Genomic DNA, 19,711 nt, shown 5'->3' on the forward strand with positions numbered 1-19,711 from the left:
TCATCCTATTCTTTTCTGATTATTTTTTTACAATAATCATCTGTTTTCCTGTGTAATATGAATCTGAGAAATCTACCTGCTGTTTTCTTTCATCTGTAACTGTCATACCTGCTGCACCAAAATCAGCTTTTCCACTGTCTACTGCTGCGATGATAGAATCAAATTCCATATCATTGATTGTCAGTTCCATGCCAAGCTTGTCAGCAATTGCCTTCGCGAAATCAGCATCAACACCAACAATCTTGTCATTCTCATAATATTCATATGGCTCAAATGCAGCATTTGTTGCCATTACAAGTTTGCCATTGGAACGGTCAACATCTGCCGGAGACTCATATCCTTTATCTTCTGTTCCATCGATATAATATCCGATGATCTTGTCAAATGTTCCGTCTTCTTTCAGTTCTTTGATCGCTGCGTTGAATTTATCTTCCAGCTCTGTGTTGCCTTTTTTGAAGCACATTGCATAATCTTCTTCTACATAAGGTGTCTCGAGGATCTTCAGTCCGTCATTTGCATCTACAAATGCTTTTGCAGGCTCGTTATCAATAACAACTGCATCAATCTTACCTTTTACAAGTGCCTGAACTGCATCTGCACCTTTATTAAAACGTTCTACATGATCATCACCAAAATCATCAGAGCAGTAGATATCACCTGTTGTACCTGTCTGTACACCGATCTTTGCATCTTTCAGATCATCTGCGCTTTCGATTTTTTTTGCTTCTTCTTTTTTAGAACCACATGCTGCCATAGAGAATACGCATGCACCAACCAGCATTACACTGATAACTTTTTTTAACTTCATAATCTTTTTCCTCCATTCTTTTCAATATGTGTATAAAAATACATATATATTTAATATATTATCATGTTTTAATCAAAAAACAAGTGGATAATTCCACATAATCATGAAACATTCACTTGTTTTCTTATACATTTCTATGCAATTACAGTCTGAACGATCGTCCAGAGAATGATCAGTGCCCCCAATACGATACGGTAATATCCGAACACTTTGAAATCATGCTGCTTGATATACCCCATCAGGAACTTGATCGCAATGACCGACAGACCAAACGATACGATACATCCCAGCATCAAAAGAGCAAACTCCGCACCTGTAAAATGGAAACCAAACTTGATCAGTTTCAGAAGACTGGCACCAAACATTGCGGGAATCGCCAGGAAGAATGTAAATTCTGCTGCCACTTCCCTTGATACACCGATCAGCAGTGCTCCGACAATCGTAGCTCCTGATCTGGATGTTCCCGGGATCAGTGCAAGCATCTGGAAGAATCCAATCCACAGCAGCATCTGGACACTGAGCTGTGAAATCTTTGTAACAGAAGGTTTCTTCCCTGCATTATGCTTCTCAACGATGATGAATAACACACCATAAACGATCAGCATGATCGCTACCGGTAATGGTTTGTAAAAGATCTCATCGAGAATATCGTTAAAAAGTATTCCAACTATTCCTGCAGGTACTGAGCCGATCAGTACTTTGATCCACATCTGCCATGTCAGCATCTTCTGCTTATGGCTTTTTCTCGGTGAAAATGGATTCAATTTGTGGAAGTACAATACTACAACCGCCATGATCGCACCCAGCTGGATCACTACATCGAACATTTCCATAAATGCATCACTCATACTCGGCTTTAATACATTTCCCACCAGAATAAGATGTCCCGTACTGCTGACCGGAAGCCATTCCGTGATTCCCTCCACAATTCCCAAAATAATTACCTTAATAACATCTAACATGTTGCGCTCCTTTCCTTAATCCAGCACATATTTTTCTATAAATTTCGCAACGCCTTCTTCGTCATTGGACAGTGTCACATAATCTGCTGCTTCTTTCAGCGATGGAATGGCATTCTCCATTGCCACACCTGTTCCGACTTCTTTTAACATCTTCAGATCATTGTTTCCATCTCCGAATGCCATGATCTCTTCTCTTGGAATGCCAAGAACCTTCCCAAGTTCAATCATTGCCTTCCCTTTATTGACACCTGCAGCATTAATCTCCAGATTCATCGGAAGCGCACCGGTAATCTCGATTCCAGATACCTCTTCAATCTCTTTTCTGGCTGCATCACGGTCTTCTACCGATGTAAATAATGCCTGGATCTTATCTACCGGCTGATTCATCTCTTCAAACTTTGCCCTCACATCATCCACGGGTACACGCGTAGACGTAATATAATCCGCCATCGCCGGTATATTCAGATACTTGTCAATTCTGGTCAGTGCCTCTTTGGATGCATATCCAATGCCATGATAGTAAATCTCTCTGAACGTATCATAACGTTCAAATATAGTCAAAATTACTTCTGCAATATCATACGCAAGAAGTTCTTCCACGATCACCTCGTTCTTCTCCATATCAATGACTCTTGCTCCATTTGCGGTAACTGCATAACGAATTTCCTGCAGTCCGGTCAGCTCTTTCGGAATACCGGAAAAAGGTCTTCCTGTCGCCGGCATGACAATGATTCCCTGTTCTGCCGCTCTTTTCAGTACATCTTTCGTGTATGCGGTCAGTTCTTTATTCGTCTTCAGTAAAGTTCCATCTAAATCCATACCGATCATTCTGATCTTATTCTTCATATGTAACTAATTCCTTTCTTTCTCTTGAGAACCGGTACAGATTCTTACTGATCTTATTCTCGCCCTGTTCATAAGCCTGTTCCCCGTGATCGATCATCTTCTGAACAGTCTCTTTATTGCCTGCAGGTGCAAAAAGAACCACATCCTTTCTCGGAATCATAATGATCAGATCATCCTCTAATTTGTCTGCACACACCTGCCAGATATGTTTGAAACATACGGAACTTGCTTCATGATGTCCGTCTGCCACAATTCCAAATCCTCCGTACCAGGTATTCGCAACTACAAATTCTACATCTCTGTTCAGATTTTCACAAGACTTATGATACAATTCTATGATATCACATTCCGGCGGAAGCATATTGTCTTTTAATATCTCATATGCATCTTCGGCCCTTTTGATTGCAAATACAACATTCAAATCCCCAAGAAAACTAATTACCGGAGCATCTTTTTTAGAAAAATGTTTTCCGTTCAATGCATGTGAATCTGTAAGCTCTGTTTTTACCCACGGATAGATCTTATCGCAGATATTTTCATATTTATAATTTTCTTCTTCATATTTTTTCATATTAAATATTCCTCTCTCACTTAGACATTCTCATCATTTATTTTATACACAAATCTCCTCTATGTAAACCTTTTCCGGATTTGTTTATATAAAGTTTTAAATAGCTTTAATCTGTCGAAAGAAACAAAAAACTTCTGTCTCTTCTTATGTTTCCGGTCAAAAATTTGCTTTATCTTATGTTTTGTAGTATAATAGATACGCATTCGCGAAAAGGGAAAGGATATGTTTATGATAAGTATGAAAAAGAAACGAGCATTACGATCGGCTTTGGCAATTACCATCTGTACCGTAACAATTGCTTCTGTTAATACTCCAGTATATTCGGCACCTTCCACAGATGAATTGGAAAGTACCACCTCTGGTTTAAAAGGTGAGTTAAATGATTTGAACAGCCAGTTATCTTCCTTAAGTAAGGAACTGGACAATACTTCAAGCCAGATTGAGGATTTATCTGCTAAGGTTGAAAAATCCAAGCTGGATCTCGCTTCTGCGCAGCTTGATGAAGAAGCGCAGTATGATTCGATGAAAGACCGAATCAAATTCATGTATGAAGGCGGCGGCGCATCTCTGGTTCAGATTCTTCTTACTTCAGAAAGTATGGGAGATTTCCTGAACAAGGCTGAATATGTTGCCACTATTAGTCAGTATGATCGAAAGATGCTGGAAGAATTACAGCAGGTTCGCAGTAATGTAGAACAGAAACAGAATGACCTGGAACAGCAGCAAAGCAAGCTTTCCGGCCTTCAGGAGACATTAACCAGCAAGCGTGATGAATTAAATTCAAAAATTTCATCTACTTCCGGGGAACTGGCAGATTATCAGGCACAATTAGACCGTGCCAAAGCTGCTGAGGAAGCATTAAAGCTTGCACAGAACGATGAAGTCTCAGGATCTGTAAAGGCAGATGGCACAAAAAATACTGAGACAAGCAACACTAATACCAATACAAATAACGCGAATAAAAATAATCAGACAGCATCAACAAATACAAATAACACAAATAAGAACAACACTACCAACACTAATTCTCCAACTATTAATAATGGTAATTCAACTCCGGCTTCAACCACAGATGTTGCCCTGTTAGCGGCAATTCTCCAGTGTGAAGCAGGCGGTTATGACGGAATGTTAGCCGTTGCAACTGTTATAATGAACCGTGTGGCAAGTCCGGCATATCCGAACAATTTGCGCGCAGTCATTTACCAGTCCGGTCAGTTTGCCCCAACCTGGAACGGTTCATTGAACCGTGTTCTCAGCAAAGGTGCTTCCTCAACTGCTTATTCTGTTGCCCAGGCAGCACTTGGCGGCGCAAGACATTCTGCAGTTATAAACTGTTTACAGTTCCGCTCAGCATCTACCGGCGTATCTGGTATAAATGTTGGTGGAAATGTATTTTTCTGATTTTTAGCAGTTGATTTTGTCTCTTATGTATATTATGAAATAAAAAATAAGCCTCGTTCGGAGGCTTATTTTTTGTACGATTTATTCATACTCCATAACATCGATCCATTTCATCAGAAAATCTTTTTCCAGCCGGATATCTTTCTCAAGTTCTGCGGCAGCAACAATTGGAAGCCATTGTTCTACATACTGTCTTGCGGTATCGCTTTTCTTACAGAATAACTTAAGATAAAGATCTGCACTCTCCTGATCGTGTAATGCAAACAGCAAATATGTCATTGCCGCATCTGCGCTTGCATTTCCCTGTGAAGCATGTGCCCAGTCAATCACAGTCATCTTTCCGTTCTTTTCAACAATTACGTTACTTGGATTAAAATCACCATGACACAATTTTGTATGTCTCGGCATAGATTCCAATCTAGTCAAAAGTTCATAACGCTCTGTTGCATCCAAAACTTTCAGATTTCTTATCTTATTTGCGAGTTTATCTTTTAATTTCGGTAATGTTTCTGCCGTTTTACTCTGTACTTTCAGCTGAAGATCTACAAAATCTGACATATATTTTTCAAGATTGGCACGGTCAATTTTCATCATTTCTTCCAAAGTTTTTCCTTCCCGGTTCTCAATGACCAGCGCCCATTCCCCATTAATCTGAGTTACCTCTTTTAGTTTCGGAATATCCAATCCTGTTTCTTCAACTTTCACAGTGTTCAATGCTTCATTAAATACTGCTGACTTTGGATGATCTGTTACAAATATTTTAACAACACCCTCCTCGGTCTTATAAACTGATTTGTAAGGTCTCTCTACGATCAAATTCTTCTTTTCGAGCTTCATACAGATTCCTCCTTTTTATTGAATCTTTTGCCCTTTTCCTTCTTGTTATCTGTATTATATACCTTATTGTCAGATTTTTAAATAGTTTTTTGATATTTTTTTCACTATTTTTTATCCCGCATATTTATTGTTATTTTTTTATCAATATTTTGACATAAGAAAAAGTGCAACGTCAAACGCTGCACTTTTCCTATGCTCAATACATTATCCAATCTACAAACAAAAACTCATGGATATTATATTTACGCCTTTTTTATTTTCCATAATAGCATTTCAGGTAGATTTCTTTCATCTCACTCATAAGAGGATATCTTGGGTTAGCTCCTGTACACTGGTCGTTGAATGCCTGCTCTGTCATATCATCCAATGTATCCAGGAAGTATTTCTCATCTACACCGTAATCTTTGATTGTCTTCTTAATGCCAATCTTCTCTTTGAGTTCTTCCAGTTTAGCGATGAAGTTCTCAAATACTTCTTCATCTGTCTTACCTTTGCATCCTGCAAAACGTCCTAATTCTGCGTATCTTGCAAGTGCATGTGGATACTGATACTGAGAGAATGTTCCCATTCTTGTAGGTACTTCTGCAGCATTGTAACGCATTACATCTGTCAGGATTACAGCGTTAGCAATACCGTGTGGCAGGTGATGGAATGCACCAAGTTTGTGAGCCATAGAGTGGTTCAGTCCAAGGAATGCATTTGCGAATGCCATACCAGCCATGCATGAAGCGTTAGCCATCTTCTCTCTTGCGATTGGATCATTAGCACCATTCTCATATGCAGATGGTAAGTAATCAAATACTGCTTTTACTGCCTTCATAGCAAGACCATCTGTAAAGTCTGTAGCCATGATAGATACATATGCTTCGATTGCATGTGTCATTACGTCGATACCAGATGCACTTGTCAGTCCCTTAGGTGCTGTCATTGCATTGTCAACGTCTACGATAGCCATGTTTGGCATTAATTCGTAGTCTGTGATAGGCCATTTTACTCCTGTATCAGCATCTGTGATGATTGCGAATGGAGTTACTTCTGAACCTGTTCCTGAAGATGTTGGAATAGCTATAAAGTAAGCTTTCTCTCCCATCTTAGGGAATGTGTATACTCTCTTACGGATATCCATGAAGTCCATAGCCATATCTTCGAATTTTGCTTCCGGATGCTCATACATTAACCACATAATCTTTCCGGCATCCATTGCGGATCCACCACCAAGAGCGATGATCGTATCTGGCTCAAATGCTCTGATCTGTTCTACACCTCTTCTAGCGCACTGCAGAGTTGGGTCTGGAGCAACTTCAAAGAAGCATGTATGCTGGATTCCCATCTGATCTAATTTATCTTCGATCGGTTTTACATAACCATTCTTGTACAGGAAACTGTCTGTTACAATGAACGCTTTCTTCTTATGCATTACAGTTCCGAGTTCATCTAATGCTACAGGCATGCAGCCTTTCTTAAAGTATACTTTCTCAGGTGTTCTAAACCACAGCATGTTTTCTCTCCTCTCTGCAACTGTCTTGATATTGATCAGGTGTTTCACACCTACGTTCTCAGATACAGAGTTTCCTCCCCAAGAACCACATCCAAGTGTAAGAGATGGAGCAAGTCCGAAGTTGTAAAGGTCTCCGATACCACCCTGTGATGAAGGTGTATTGATCAGGATACGGCAAGTCTTCATAGCCTGCTGATGTTTCTCAATCTTTTCTGTCTGTGATGGGTGGATGTAAAGTGATGATGTATGTCCGTATCCACCATCTGCAACAAGCTGCTCAGCTTTTGCAAGAGCCTCATCAAATGTCTTAGCTCTGTACATTGCAAGTACAGGAGATAATTTCTCATGTGCGAATTCTTCCGAAATATCAACAGATTCTACTTCACCGATCAGGATCTTTGTAGCCTTCGGTACTTCAACACCTGCTAACTTAGCGATCTCATATGCTGATTTTCCAGGAATCTTATTATTTAATGCTCCGTTGATGATGATTGTCTTACGAACTTTATCAAGTTCTTCTCCCTTCTTGAGGAAGTAGCATCCACGGTATGCAAATTCTTTCTTAACTTCATCATAAATGCTGTCCAGTACAGTTACTGACTGTTCAGAAGCACAGATCATACCATTATCAAATGTCTTAGAATGGATGATGGAGTTAACTGCCATCTTGATATCTGCTGAATCATCGATGATAACAGGTGTGTTACCAGGTCCAACACCAAGTGCCGGTTTTCCTGAAGAATATGCAGATTTAACCATTCCAGGACCACCTGTTGCAAGAATCTCATCAGCATCTTTCATAACTGTTGTTGTCAGCTCTAATGAAGGAACATCAATCCATCCGATGATTCCTTCCGGTGCTCCGGCTTTTACTGCTGCATCAAGAACAACTTTCGCTGCCGCAATTGTACATGCCTTTGCTGCCGGATGTGGACTGATGATGATTGCATTTCTTGTTTTCAAACAGATCAGTGTCTTAAAGATTGCTGTTGATGTAGGGTTTGTAGTTGGGATAACAGCTGCTACCAGACCAACTGGTTCTGCAATCTTTTTAATTCCGTATGCTTTGTCTTCTTCGATCACACCACATGTCTTGTCATTTTTATACTTATTATAAATATACTCTGCTGCGTAATGATTTTTGATGATCTTGTCTTCTACAAGTCCACGTCCTGTCTCCTCTACTGCCATCTTAGCAAGCGGGATACGCATCTTATTTGCTGCCATTGCTGCTTCGAAAAAGATCTTGTCTACCTGTTCCTGTGTATAGGTAGCAAATTTTTTCTGAGCTTCTCTCATTGCTTTCATCTTAGCTTCGAGAGCTTCTACGTTGTCAATAATCTCTGGTACTACATTCTCTTTTTTCTTTGTCGCCATGTTGATTATCCTCCTGTGAGTTTTTGTTTGTTTTCGATGGTCTTAGTATAACCGTTTGTTAATTCTTTGTCAATATGTTTTTGATATTTTTTTCACATATTTGATAATTCTTTAACAAGTTTCTTTTACCACCTCTTTCACTATACACAAAGAAGCTGCCACAGGCAGCTTCTTCTGTACACATTGATATTTAAAAACGTTCCAAATTGTGCTCAGTATGTAACAGCATGTGTGATTTCGGCGAATTTGGTTTTACAAAATATTCTTCATACATTTTTTGTACATCATGATTTTCATGCGAAAATCTGCGTTTTGCATTCTCATCCAGATGATAAAGTTTACGTCCTCTTTCGTATGCCATCTCCCTTCCATCATGAATCGGCTGTCCACCGCCGCCTACACATCCTCCGGGACAAGCCATGACTTCTACGAAGTCGTAATGTACTTCCCCTTTGTTAATACGGTCCAGAAGTGCCCGTGCATTGCCCAGACCACTAACTGCAGCCGTTCTGACAGTTACATTGTCAATCTGGAAATCCGCCTCCTGGATTCCCTCATTCTCATTGAATCCTGTACTTCTTACCGCTTTAAATGCATCTTCCGGCGGATTCTCACTCTTAAGCAGATAGTATGCCGTACGAAGAGCTGCCTCCATGACACCTCCTGTTGCACCAAAAATTACACCTGCTCCTGTTCCATCCTGCATCGGCCGGTCACTTTCTATATCTGACAGTGTATCCGGACTGATATGCGCTGATTTGATCATCTTTGTCAGTTCTCTCGTCGTAATAACCGTATCAACATCATGTCCTGCATATTCCTGATAGAACAGTTCCATCTCCTTTTCTTCTTTTTTTGCCACACATGGCATTACTGATACTGTGTAAATCCTCTGCGGAGATACTCCGAGCTTCTCTGCAAAGTAAGTCTTCATCACAGCTCCGAACATCTGCTGCGGTGATTTCGCTGTAGAAAGCTGTCTCACCAGATGTGGATACTGTGATTTGATAAATCTAAGCCATCCCGGGCAACAGGAAGTAAACATCGGACGCTCTTTCAATTCCCCTGCAGTAAATCTGTGCAAAAATTCCGTCCCTTCTTCCATAATTGTCAAGTCAGCCGAAAATGTGGTGTCAAAAGCATAGTCGACTCCCATTCTCTTCAAAGCGTCAAGGATCTTTCCAACTGTTGCTTCATCATCAGAAAGTCCAAATTCCTCACCCCATGCTGTTCTGACAGCCGGAGCTACCTGTGCAACTACAATCTTGTCCGGATCTGCAATTGCATCCCATATATCTTCTGTATCATCTCTTACTCTTAACGCACCAACCGGACAATGTGTAATACACTGTCCGCATAATGCGCAGTCAGCTTCTTCTATTGTCCTGTGACCAGCCACATTGATCGTAGTTCTTGATCCTGTTCCTTCCACATCCCATACACCAAGTCCCTGTACTTTTTCACAAACCTGTACACAGCGCATGCATTTTATACACTTGGAAGAATCCCTGATCAATGGGAATTCTTTATTCCATGGCTGTCTTTCAATCTCCATTTTAAACGGAATATCTATAATATTCAGGTCATTTGCAACCGTCTGAAGACTACAGTTTCCACTTCTGGAACAGGTAACACATTCACAGTCATGCTGCGAAAGGATCAGCTCTACCGTTGTTCTTCTGTGTCTTCTGACTTTCGGACTGTTCGTATGAATGACCATACCTTCTTTTGCGACATTATTGCATGAGGTGATAAGTTTCTCTTTTCCTTCTAATTCCACTACACAGACACGACAGGCCGCAATTTCATTGATTCCTTTTAAATAACAAAGTTTCGGAATTGGAATTCCATTCTGGGATGCAGCTTCCATGATCGTGGTATTCTCTTTTACCGTTATCTCTCTTCCATCTATTATAAGATTTACCATAATGTCTCTCTGCCTCCCTTAAATATACCGTATCCGAAGTGATCACAGCGAAGACATCTTCCTGCTTCCTGTTTCGCTTCTTTTTCTGTCATACAATTTTCCACTGCCTCAAAATCGCAGACTCTTTCACACGCTTCTCTTTCTGTAAGATTTACTCTTCCGCAAGGTGTACGATCATCCAGATGCGCTTCCGGAATTTCAACGTCGCAGGAAATCTCATGATGATATCCAAGATACTCATCAATATTAGCTGCTACGACTTTTGCAGCTGCAATTGCCTTAATAACTGAAGCCGGTCCGCTTGCACAGTCTCCTCCGGCAAATACACCCGGAAGGTTCTCGAATGCTCCTGTGCTTTTGGTAACAATTTTCCCACGTTCAACCGGAATACCAGCCTGTTCAAAGTGATGTGTTTCGATATTCTGTCCGATTGCTACGATTAATACATCGCATGGTATGTAAATATCTTCTTCACCTGTAGGTTTGATGCTTGCTCTTCCGTCTCTGATTGAGCTCACCATCTGAGGGGTCACATAGATTCCTTTCACATGATGATTCTCATCTACATCAATGGATGACGGTGCTTTCAATGTCTGTAATTCAATACCTTCTGCAACTGCTCCGTCTATTTCTCCCGGAAGTGCAGTCATATCCGCAACCCTTCGTCTGTAAACGATACTTACTTTCTTGGCACCCAGACGTTTTGCTGTACGGACTGCATCCATGGATACGTTACCTCCACCGATAACAGCAACCTCTTTTCCTGTCAAATCCATAATCTGATTCTTCCCTACGTTACGCAGGAACTGTACAGCTGATAGGATTCCGTCTGCGTCTTCATTTTCCAATCCTAATTTTTTATCTGTACTTGCCCCGATTGTAATCAGAACAACATCGTATTCCTGTCTCAATTGCTGGATTGTAATATCCTGACCGATCTTCAGACCATTTTTCACCTGTACACCTGTCTTCAGTATCGCACGGATATCATCGTCAAGTCTGTCTTTCGGAAGTCTGTAGTTCGGAATACCATAACGAAGCATTCCTCCTAATTTCGGAAGCATCTCATATACAGTTGTCTGATGTCCCATTAACTGCAGATAATAAGCTGCACTCAAACCACCAGGTCCTCCACCAAGGATTGCAATCTTTTTTCCTGTATCCGGTGCACACTGCGGAGGATCAACTTCTCCCGCAAAATCTGCTGCTACACGTTTTAATCCACGGATATTAATAGAATCATCCACCATATTTCTTCTACATCTTGCTTCACATGGATGTTCACAGATAAATCCACATGTAGTCGGGAACGGATTATCTTTTCTCAGCAGACGGATCGCATCTGCATATCTGCCTTCCCCTACCAGTGCAACATATCCCGGAATATCTACATGTGCAGGACATAACGATACACATGGTACCGGCTGATTATAGGTACAGGTACATCTTCCGTTCTGGATATGTTCAACGTAATCATCACGATAACCGATCAGTCCTTTGTATACCATATTAGCAGCCTCATATCCGATTGCACAGTCTGCTGATTCCATGATTGAAAGTGCAGTCTGCTCCATAATATCCAGCGTCTTCATAGTTGCTTTTCCATCCAGTACTTCACGGATGAAATTGTTCAATTGACCTAATCCGATACGGCAAGGTACACATTTTCCACAGGTCTGTGCATGACATAACTCAAGAAATGCTCTTGCCATATCTACAGGACATAATCCCGGAGGACTTGATTCGATTCTTCTTTCCAGATCTTTATAAAGGCCTTCCATTACGATCTTTGCTTTTTTTGGAGAGGCAATTTCCAGTCTGCTCATTCTTTATTCCTACCTTCCATCTGTTTGTTTTCAATTTACAGTACATATGAATTGCAATTATCAGTTTTTTGCACAATTCATTTCAAATGTGATATCGGTATTATATCATTTATTTGATAATTTGTAATCATATTTGTTAATAGTAGTAAATTTAACGCTATAGTCAGATTTTTAACAAATCTTTGATTATCTGTTTTACGAAATTTCCTGTCTGTCTTTTTTCTGTGTCCTTTATGCAGAAAAAAAAACCTCACACATGATTGTGTGAGGTTTTCAATATTTTTATTGACTTCTAACTATACAAGTTCAATCAGAACTTCCATAGCTGCATCACCTTTACGCTGACCGATCTTAACGATTCTTGTGTATCCACCGTTACGATCTGCATACTTAGGAGCGATCTCATCAAATAATTTTGCTACGAGATCAACTTCTTTTGTATTTTTCTTCTTTCCAGCCTGTGCAGTTGGAACTTCCTTTACAGGATAAAGAACCTTCAGCATCTGACGACGAGCATGCAGTCTGCTTGGCATATCCTTTTTGATTGTTTTATCAACTTCGTCATATACAGTAACTTTCTTACCATCTACAACTTCTTTTACTCTCTTGCCATCTTTATCTTTGCGGGCAACTTTAGCTTTTACAGTAACTTCTTCGAAGTTATCTTTTTCTTTAACAGCTAATGCGATAAGTCCTTCAGCGATCTTGCGGATCTCTTTAGCCTTAGCTTCTGTTGTAACGATCTTACCGTTGTTCAGAAGTGCTGTTACCTGATTTCTTAATAATGCTTTTCTCTGGCTTGATGTTCTGCCAAGTTTTCTATATTTTGCCATTTTAAATATCCTCCATTATAACACTTGGTTATGCTTCTTCGGGCTTACTAGCCAAATGCTCTGCCATGCACTTACGGGCTTACTGACAGATTATTCTTCACCTTTGCTGAGGCTTAAGCCTAACTCATCTAATTTTGCAAGTACTTCTTCCAGAGACTTACGTCCAAGGTTACGTACTTTCATCATATCTTCCGGTGTTCTGTTTGTCAGTTCTTCAACTGTATTGATACCAGCTCTCTTCAGGCAATTGTATGAACGAACAGAAAGTTCAAGTTCGTCAATGCTCATCTCAAGAACTTTTTCTTTTTCATCGTCTTCTTTTTCAATCATAACTTCAGCAGCCTGTGCTACTTCTGACAGATCAATAAAGAGTTTCAGATGTTCACTAAGTACCTTTGCAGCCAAACTTACAGCTTCATCCGGAAGCAGTGTGCCGTTTGTATATACATCCAGTGTAAGTTTATCAAAGTCTGTAATCTGTCCGACACGGGTATTCTCTACTGTAAGGTTCACTCGTTCCACTGGAGTGTAGATAGAATCAATTGGAATCACTGCGATTGGCAGTTCGTCATTCTTATTCTTATCAGCACTCACGTAGCCTCTTCCATTTGTAATGGTAAGTTCCATATACAATTTGCTGTCTGCACCGCCGTTTAATGTAGCGATTACAGTCTCCGGGTTCATGATTTCAATATCCTGATCCACCTGAATGTCAGCTGCTGTTACAACTCCTTCGCCTTCGAACTCAATATAAGCAGTCTTAGGCTCATCAGATTCAGATGTGTTTTTGATTGCCAGAGATTTCAGGTTCATGATGATCTCTGTGACATCTTCCTTAACACCCGGAATAGAACTGAATTCATGAAGTACACCATCGATCTTAACCTGGCTGATTGCTGAACCAGGCAAAGATGAAAGCATAATTCTTCTAAGAGAATTACCTAATGTTGTACCATAACCTCTTTCAAGAGGTTCTACAACGAATCTACCATATTTCTTATCATCTGAAATATCAGTTATTTCAATATTGGGTTTATTAAAATCAAACACTAAGTCCACCTCCTGTGGGTTACGGTTTATTATTTAGAATACAACTCGACGATTAACATCTCATCTACAGGAACATCGATTGCTTCACGTTTTGGAAGTTCTTTTACTGTTCCTTTCAGACCTTCCAGATCAGCTTCTAACCATTCTGGAACAAGACGTCCGCCTGTAACCTCAACGATTTCTTTGTATCTTGGTGAGTTTTTCTTAGTTTCTTTGATTTCTACCACATCTCCTGTCTTTACAAGGTATGAAGGGATGTTGATCTGTTTTCCGTTTACAAGCACGTGCTTGTGGTCAACGATCTGTCTTGCTTCACGTCTTGTTCTGGCAAGTCCAAGACGGAATACAACGTTGTCAAGTCTTGACTCTAAGAGTACCATCAGGTTTTCACCTGTCATACCATTCATCTTAGATGCTTTCTTGAAGTAGTTCAGGAAAGGTTTCTCTAATACACCATAGATGAATTTTGCTTTCTGTTTCTCACGTAACTGGAGACCATACTCGCTCATTTTTCTATTCGCTCTTTTTAACTGTCTGTTAGACTTTTTATCAATTCCTAAATAAACTGGATCCATTCCGAGGGATCTGCATCTTTTAAGAACCGGAACTCTATTTACTGCCATGTTTTTGTTTTCCTCCTATATAATTCGGACACATACAATCCGTTAACGTAGTGAATAATAATAGTACTAGACTCTTCTGCGTTTTGGTGGACGGCAACCATTGTGTGGTACTGGTGTAACGTCTCTGATACTTGTCACATCGATTCCGCATGCCTGCAGAGCACGAATTGCTGCTTCTCTACCTGAACCTGGTCCTTTAACCATTACGTCAACTGATTTTAAACCATGTACTAATGCTGCTTTAGCTGCTGTTTCAGCTGCCATCTGAGCTGCATAAGGGGTAGATTTTCTTGAACCTCTGAATCCGAGACCGCCTGCACTTGCCCATGACAGAGCATTTCCCTGTGCATCTGTTAATGTTACGATTGTGTTATTAAAAGATGACTGGATGTGAGCCTGTCCGTGTTCAACGTTTTTCTTGACACGTTTCTTTGTCACTTTTTTTGTAACTTTCTTTGCCATAATAAAACTAACCTACTCTTTCCTCAAATAAATTATTTCTTCTTGTTTGCTACTGTTCTCTTAGGACCTTTTCTTGTTCTTGCATTTGTCTTAGTCTTCTGACCACGAACCGGAAGTCCTTTTCTGTGACGGATTCCTCTATAGCATCCGATTTCCTGTAATCTCTTGATGTTGAGAGCGATTTCTCTACGAAGATCACCTTCTACTGTCTGTGTCTCATCGATTACAGCACTGATTTTCTTTACATCATCGTCTGTAAGATCTCTACAACGAATATCAGGATTAACTCCTGCCTCTGTCAAGATACGAGTTGCGCTTGTTCTACCGATTCCGTAGATATAAGTCAGTCCGATCTCAACACGTTTGTCTCTTGGTAAGTCTACACCTGCTATACGAGCCATGTGAATTTCCTCCATTTTCTTTCATTGTTAATTGTCTTTAATAGGGGACCTGTATTTTTGTCCCAGGCATGTTCGGTATCATGCCCTTTCCGGCCACCGCTCATAGTGTTGGAAGCTATGCGGTAATGACGAGCCGGCATTAGAAGCAATATACGAGGATCATCACCGGTCTTTCGGGTGCGCCTTGTATATTTGAAATAGTTTCCACACCGCCTGGCGTGTCCACTATCAGCCGCCTAAATACATCAAACATTCTTCAGAAATTAACCCTGACGCTGTTTGTGTTTTGGATTTTCGCAGATAATGCGAACGCTTCCTTTTCTTTTAATTACTTTGCATTTTTCGCAAATTGGTTTTACTGATGATCTAACCTTCACGGGGATCCTCCTTTCATCCATTGCTATGCCTTTGTTGCTACACATTTCCATTTGAAATCGCAACTCAGAGATTCCAGTGCATAAACATGCCTAGAAAACGTGCTTATATAGTATAGCATCTATTTGCAATATAAGTCAATAGTTTTTTTGAATTTATTTATCTCTCCAGATAATTCTTCCTTTTGAAAGGTCATATGGAGACAATTCTAATGTTACTTTATCTCCCGGCAGGATCTTGATGAAGTTCATTCTCAGTTTACCGCTGATATGAGCTAATACCTGATGTCCATTCTCAAGTTCTACCTGAAACATTGCGTTTGGCAGTTTTTCTACTACAGTTCCTTCAATTTCAATAACGTCAGCCTTTGACATTCTATCTTCCTCCTACTTTTCTTCTTTCATCCAATCCTTAATTAACTTTCTTATGCCTGCATCATCAAGTTCTTTCATATTATATGTGCCATGAACGATCTGCACATGTTTTTTTTTCTTTTTTTTAGGATGGACGAGTGTTCTGATTCGTCCATCCACCAGATATACATATGTATCGTCCACTTCTTTTATGATATACATCTTTGCTTTATCATGTCCGGCTTTTGATCTTGCAAGCATGCCTGCTTCATATATCACCATATCTGTTTCCTCTTACTTATATAAGTCTATTCATTCTCACAGGTTAAGGACAGAATTCTAGGTTCGCCTTCGGTGATCAATATCGTATTCTCATAATGTGCCGATAAAGAACCATCTCTTGTTACAACTGTCCAGTCATCGTCCAGCCAGTCAACTTCATGTGTTCCTATATTGATCATCGGCTCGATGGCAAGTGTCATACCTGGTCTTAATCTCACGCCTTTACGTCCCACTTCATAATTCGGAATTTCAGGTGCCTCATGAAGTGCTGTTCCGATTCCATGTCCACATAGATCTCTTACAACACCATAACCTCTTTCTTCTGCATATCTGCCGATCGCACCGGATATATCAAATAAATGATTCCCTGCTTTGGCAAATTTTATTCCTTCGAAGAAGCTTTCTTTGGTAACCTGAATCAATTTTTTTGCTTCCTCACTGACTTCACCGACCGCATGCGTTCTTGCCGCATCTGAATGATAGCCCTTATAAATAACTCCTGCGTCCAGACTAACAATATCGCCTTCCTGAATGATCCTGTGTTTATCCGGAATTCCATGAACAACTTCCTGATTCACTGATACACAGATGGATGCCGGATATCCATTATAATTCAAAAAAGAAGGAATGCATCCATAACTTCTGATAATCTCCTCACCCAGAGTATCAATATCTTTCGTACTCATTCCCGGACGCAGTGCTTTCTCCAGTTCATTATGAACCCGTTCAAGTATCTTACCGGCTTCCGCCATTAATTCGATTTCTCTTTCGGACTTAATTGTAATTGCCATGATCTTATGCTCCAAGTATCTCTACGATTGCTGCAAATACATCATTAATATCAACTGTTCCGTCAACAGTTTTTAAAATACCGGCTTTTGTATAATAATCAATCAACGGCTGTGTCTGCTCATGATATACGTTCAGTCTCTTCTGAACTGTCTCTGGTTTATCATCATCTCTTAAGATCAGTTCTTTTCCGCAAACATCACAGATTCCCTCTGTCTTTGTCGGTGCATATACCAGGTGATAAGTTGCTCCACATCCTACACATGCGCGTCGTCCACCCATACGGTTTACAATGTTCTCATCCGGGACATTTACATCGATTGCATAGTCAACCTTGTCTCCCAGTGCTGCAAGTGCCTTATCCAGTGCTTCTGCCTGTGGAATTGTTCTCGGAAAACCATCCAAAACATATCCGTTCTTACAATCATCCTGCTGTACGCGGTCTACTACGAGATCTACTACCAGTTCATCCGGAACTAGCAAGCCCTGATCCATGTATGTTTTTGCCTTATTTCCCAGTTCTGTACCATTCTTGATATTGGCTCTGAAGATATCTCCTGTGGAAATGTGTGGAATATCATATTTTGCTGCAATTTTTTTTGCCTGGGTTCCTTTGCCCGCTCCAGGGGCACCTAACATAATAATTTTCATTTGGCGGTTCCTCCTTATAGCATTTTAACCCGCGAAAAAAACTTCCCGCGAGTCAAAATATTAACTATTTAAAAATCCCTTGTATGTTCTTACAAGTGTCATTGAATCAATTTGCTTAAGTGTTTCCAATACTACACTGACAATAATGATCAGAGAAGTACCACCAAAGGATACTTTTGCTCCAAGCCATCCGTTGAATAATATCGGAACAATCTGTACCAGAATCAATCCGCATGCACCAACAAAAATAATATAATTCAAGATTTTTGTCAAATATTCTACTGTTGGTCTTCCCGGACGAATTCCCGGTATAAATCCACCGCTCTTCTTCATATTATTTGCAATCTCCAATGGATTAAATGTAATTGAAGTGTAAAAATATGCGAAGAATACAGTCAGGACAATATATAGTACCAGTCCCCACGAATACTTGATCTGTTCCGGATTACACCAGTTGCTCTGGTTTAATCCACGAAGAATCTCACTTCCGATTCCACTACCATTATCTTTTCCAAGAAAAGTTGCAATTACGATTGGAAACTGCATCAAAGATGATGAAAAGATAATAGGGATAACGCCTGCCGTGTTAACCTTCAGCGGAATATTAGTGGACTGTCCACCATATGATCTTCTTCCAACCACTTTCTGGGAATACTGTACAGCAATTCTTCTTTCTCCATCCTGCAGGATTACGGTAAAAACAACCAATGCTAAGATGATTGCAATGATTACACATACTGCAAGACCAGCGGAAGCAATCGCTTTTCCTTTCACGAACTGGTCAAATAACGTCGTCATATCACTCGGAATACGAGAGATAATGTTGATCACCAGGACAATAGATATACCATTGCCCACACCTTTTTCTGTAATTCTCTCACCAATCCACATCAGGAAAGCGGATCCTGCCGTGAGTGTTAATACGACAATTGCTGCATTAACAAAATTATACTTCACCAGAAGTCCCTGACGGCCGAATCCAACTGCCATAGCGCCGGATTCAATTAAAGCAAGACCAACGGTAAGATATCTTGTAATAGCAACAATCTTCTTTCTTCCAGTCTCGCCGTCACGCTGCATCTCTTCTAACTGCGGAATTGCAATTGTAAGCAGCTGAACTATGATTGATGAAGTAATATAAGGTGTAATACTTAAGGCAAATACAGACATTTGCTCAAAAGAGCCACCGGTGAAGGCGTTAAACAAATTGAACGCCTCTCCAGTGTTTTGAGCAAAGAAATTCTTAATATATTCACCATTTACGCCTGGTGTTGGCAACTGCGATCCAATTCGTATTACGATTAACATCAAAAATGTATATCCGATCTTCTTTCGAATATCCTTTATCTTGAATGCCTTTCGAAATGCTTCTAACATTAGATCACCTCTGCTTTTCCACCTAACGCCTCGATCTTAGCTACAGCTCCTGCACTGAATGCATCTGCCTGAACTGTAAGCTTCTTAGTAAGTTCGCCATTTCCAAGAATCTTAACTCCATCCTTTGGATTTGTAACGATACCCTGTTCGATTAATGTATCTACAGTAACAACTGTATCATTTTCAAATACTTCAAGAGCACTTACGTTGATACCAACGATTGTCTTAGTGTTTCTGTTAGTGAAACCTCTCTTTGGTATTCTTCTATATAATGGCATCTGACCACCTTCGAAACCAGGTCTTGTACCGCCTGAACGAGCTTTCTGACCTTTATGTCCCTTACCAGCTGTCTTACCATTTCCAGAACCGTGTCCACGTCCTCTTCTGAAATTATCACTCTGCTTTGATCCGTCAGCAGGTCTTAAGTTAGATAAATCCATTGTGACACCTCCTTATCCGAAT

At 40.2% G+C, this 19,711-nt stretch carries 21 protein-coding genes; 1 reads left to right on the forward strand and 20 read right to left on the reverse strand.

What is annotated here, in order from left to right; translation table 11 throughout:
* Positions 1–19: 19 nt before the first annotated feature.
* The 4 genes from NKF87_RS10815 to NKF87_RS10830 all read right to left on the reverse strand — a co-directional run bounded on the left by NKF87_RS10815 (position 20) and on the right by NKF87_RS10830 (position 3,187).
* A complete protein-coding gene (locus NKF87_RS10815) occupies positions 20–808 on the reverse strand; it encodes a transporter substrate-binding domain-containing protein (RefSeq protein ID WP_117597693.1) in 789 nt (262 codons plus the stop codon).
* 134 nt (positions 809–942) lie between these two features.
* Entirely contained in the window at positions 943–1,770 is an 828-nt protein-coding gene (locus tag NKF87_RS10820; protein WP_055283744.1) for an undecaprenyl-diphosphate phosphatase, read from the reverse strand.
* A 15-nt stretch (positions 1,771–1,785) separates the two neighbouring features.
* The gene (locus NKF87_RS10825; RefSeq protein WP_055283742.1) at positions 1,786–2,616 is read right to left on the reverse strand and encodes a Cof-type HAD-IIB family hydrolase; all 831 of its coding nucleotides are present in this window, start codon (positions 2,614–2,616) and stop codon (positions 1,786–1,788) included.
* A complete protein-coding gene (locus NKF87_RS10830) occupies positions 2,606–3,187 on the reverse strand; it encodes a hypothetical protein (RefSeq protein ID WP_117597694.1) in 582 nt (193 codons plus the stop codon). The genes NKF87_RS10825 and NKF87_RS10830 overlap by 11 nt, the downstream gene beginning before the upstream one ends.
* 228 nt (positions 3,188–3,415) lie before the next feature.
* Between NKF87_RS10830 and NKF87_RS10835 the strand changes: the two genes are divergently transcribed.
* Positions 3,416–4,588 (forward strand): cell wall hydrolase, encoded by a 1,173-nt coding sequence (locus NKF87_RS10835; protein ID WP_117597695.1) that lies wholly within the window; start codon positions 3,416–3,418, stop codon positions 4,586–4,588.
* An 81-nt stretch (positions 4,589–4,669) separates the two neighbouring features.
* Here NKF87_RS10835 and NKF87_RS10840 read toward each other — a convergent pair whose 3' ends face one another.
* From NKF87_RS10840 to rplO, 16 genes are all read right to left on the reverse strand, one after another.
* Positions 4,670–5,425, reverse strand: a complete 756-nt coding sequence (locus NKF87_RS10840) for an aminoglycoside phosphotransferase family protein (RefSeq protein ID WP_028088442.1) — start codon at positions 5,423–5,425, stop codon at positions 4,670–4,672.
* Positions 5,426–5,678: 253 nt separating this feature from the next.
* A complete protein-coding gene (gene adhE / locus NKF87_RS10845; RefSeq protein ID WP_117597696.1) occupies positions 5,679–8,300 on the reverse strand; it encodes a bifunctional acetaldehyde-CoA/alcohol dehydrogenase in 2,622 nt (873 codons plus the stop codon).
* Positions 8,301–8,490: 190 nt separating this feature from the next.
* A complete protein-coding gene (locus tag NKF87_RS10850; protein WP_117597697.1) occupies positions 8,491–10,227 on the reverse strand; it encodes a [FeFe] hydrogenase, group A in 1,737 nt (578 codons plus the stop codon).
* Positions 10,221–12,053 carry an NAD(P)-binding protein gene (locus NKF87_RS10855; RefSeq protein WP_055283733.1) on the reverse strand — a complete coding sequence of 611 codons (1,833 nt, stop codon included), beginning with the start codon at positions 12,051–12,053 and terminating at the stop codon, positions 10,221–10,223. The genes NKF87_RS10850 and NKF87_RS10855 overlap by 7 nt, the downstream gene beginning before the upstream one ends.
* 296 nt (positions 12,054–12,349) lie before the next feature.
* A complete protein-coding gene (locus NKF87_RS10860; protein ID WP_006427410.1) occupies positions 12,350–12,886 on the reverse strand; it encodes a bL17 family ribosomal protein in 537 nt (178 codons plus the stop codon).
* Positions 12,887–12,976: 90 nt separating this feature from the next.
* Positions 12,977–13,936, reverse strand: a complete 960-nt coding sequence (locus NKF87_RS10865) for a DNA-directed RNA polymerase subunit alpha (RefSeq protein WP_022415190.1) — start codon at positions 13,934–13,936, stop codon at positions 12,977–12,979.
* Between the two features lie 29 nt (positions 13,937–13,965).
* Positions 13,966–14,559, reverse strand: coding sequence for a 30S ribosomal protein S4 (gene rpsD, locus NKF87_RS10870; protein ID WP_117597698.1), 594 nt, complete (start codon positions 14,557–14,559; stop codon positions 13,966–13,968).
* 66 nt (positions 14,560–14,625) lie between these two features.
* Positions 14,626–15,021: a 30S ribosomal protein S11 gene (rpsK, locus tag NKF87_RS10875; RefSeq protein ID WP_005332330.1), complete on the reverse strand. Its 396-nt coding sequence runs from the start codon at positions 15,019–15,021 to the stop codon at positions 14,626–14,628.
* A gap of 32 nt (positions 15,022–15,053) precedes the next feature.
* Positions 15,054–15,422, reverse strand: a complete 369-nt coding sequence (gene rpsM / locus NKF87_RS10880; RefSeq protein WP_022415191.1) for a 30S ribosomal protein S13 — start codon at positions 15,420–15,422, stop codon at positions 15,054–15,056.
* A gap of 263 nt (positions 15,423–15,685) precedes the next feature.
* The gene (gene rpmJ, locus NKF87_RS10885; RefSeq protein WP_005339020.1) at positions 15,686–15,799 is read right to left on the reverse strand and encodes a 50S ribosomal protein L36; all 114 of its coding nucleotides are present in this window, start codon (positions 15,797–15,799) and stop codon (positions 15,686–15,688) included.
* A gap of 153 nt (positions 15,800–15,952) precedes the next feature.
* On the reverse strand, positions 15,953–16,171 hold the full coding sequence (gene infA / locus NKF87_RS10890) for a translation initiation factor IF-1 (RefSeq protein WP_004607275.1): 219 nt from the start codon (positions 16,169–16,171) through the stop codon (positions 15,953–15,955).
* A gap of 12 nt (positions 16,172–16,183) precedes the next feature.
* Positions 16,184–16,432 (reverse strand): KOW domain-containing RNA-binding protein, encoded by a 249-nt coding sequence (locus NKF87_RS10895; RefSeq protein ID WP_117597699.1) that lies wholly within the window; start codon positions 16,430–16,432, stop codon positions 16,184–16,186.
* A 26-nt stretch (positions 16,433–16,458) separates the two neighbouring features.
* A complete protein-coding gene (map, locus tag NKF87_RS10900; protein WP_117597700.1) occupies positions 16,459–17,223 on the reverse strand; it encodes a type I methionyl aminopeptidase in 765 nt (254 codons plus the stop codon).
* Positions 17,224–17,227: 4 nt separating this feature from the next.
* Positions 17,228–17,872 (reverse strand): adenylate kinase, encoded by a 645-nt coding sequence (locus tag NKF87_RS10905; RefSeq protein WP_055283729.1) that lies wholly within the window; start codon positions 17,870–17,872, stop codon positions 17,228–17,230.
* Positions 17,873–17,932: 60 nt separating this feature from the next.
* The gene (gene secY / locus NKF87_RS10910; protein WP_055283727.1) at positions 17,933–19,249 is read right to left on the reverse strand and encodes a preprotein translocase subunit SecY; all 1,317 of its coding nucleotides are present in this window, start codon (positions 19,247–19,249) and stop codon (positions 17,933–17,935) included.
* The gene (gene rplO / locus NKF87_RS10915) at positions 19,249–19,689 is read right to left on the reverse strand and encodes a 50S ribosomal protein L15 (protein WP_006427402.1); all 441 of its coding nucleotides are present in this window, start codon (positions 19,687–19,689) and stop codon (positions 19,249–19,251) included. The genes secY and rplO overlap by 1 nt, the downstream gene beginning before the upstream one ends.
* Between the last annotated feature and the right edge of the window lie 22 nt (positions 19,690–19,711).

Source organism: Dorea longicatena (genome assembly GCF_024168045.1).
Classification (GTDB): domain Bacteria; phylum Bacillota; class Clostridia; order Lachnospirales; family Lachnospiraceae; genus Dorea_A.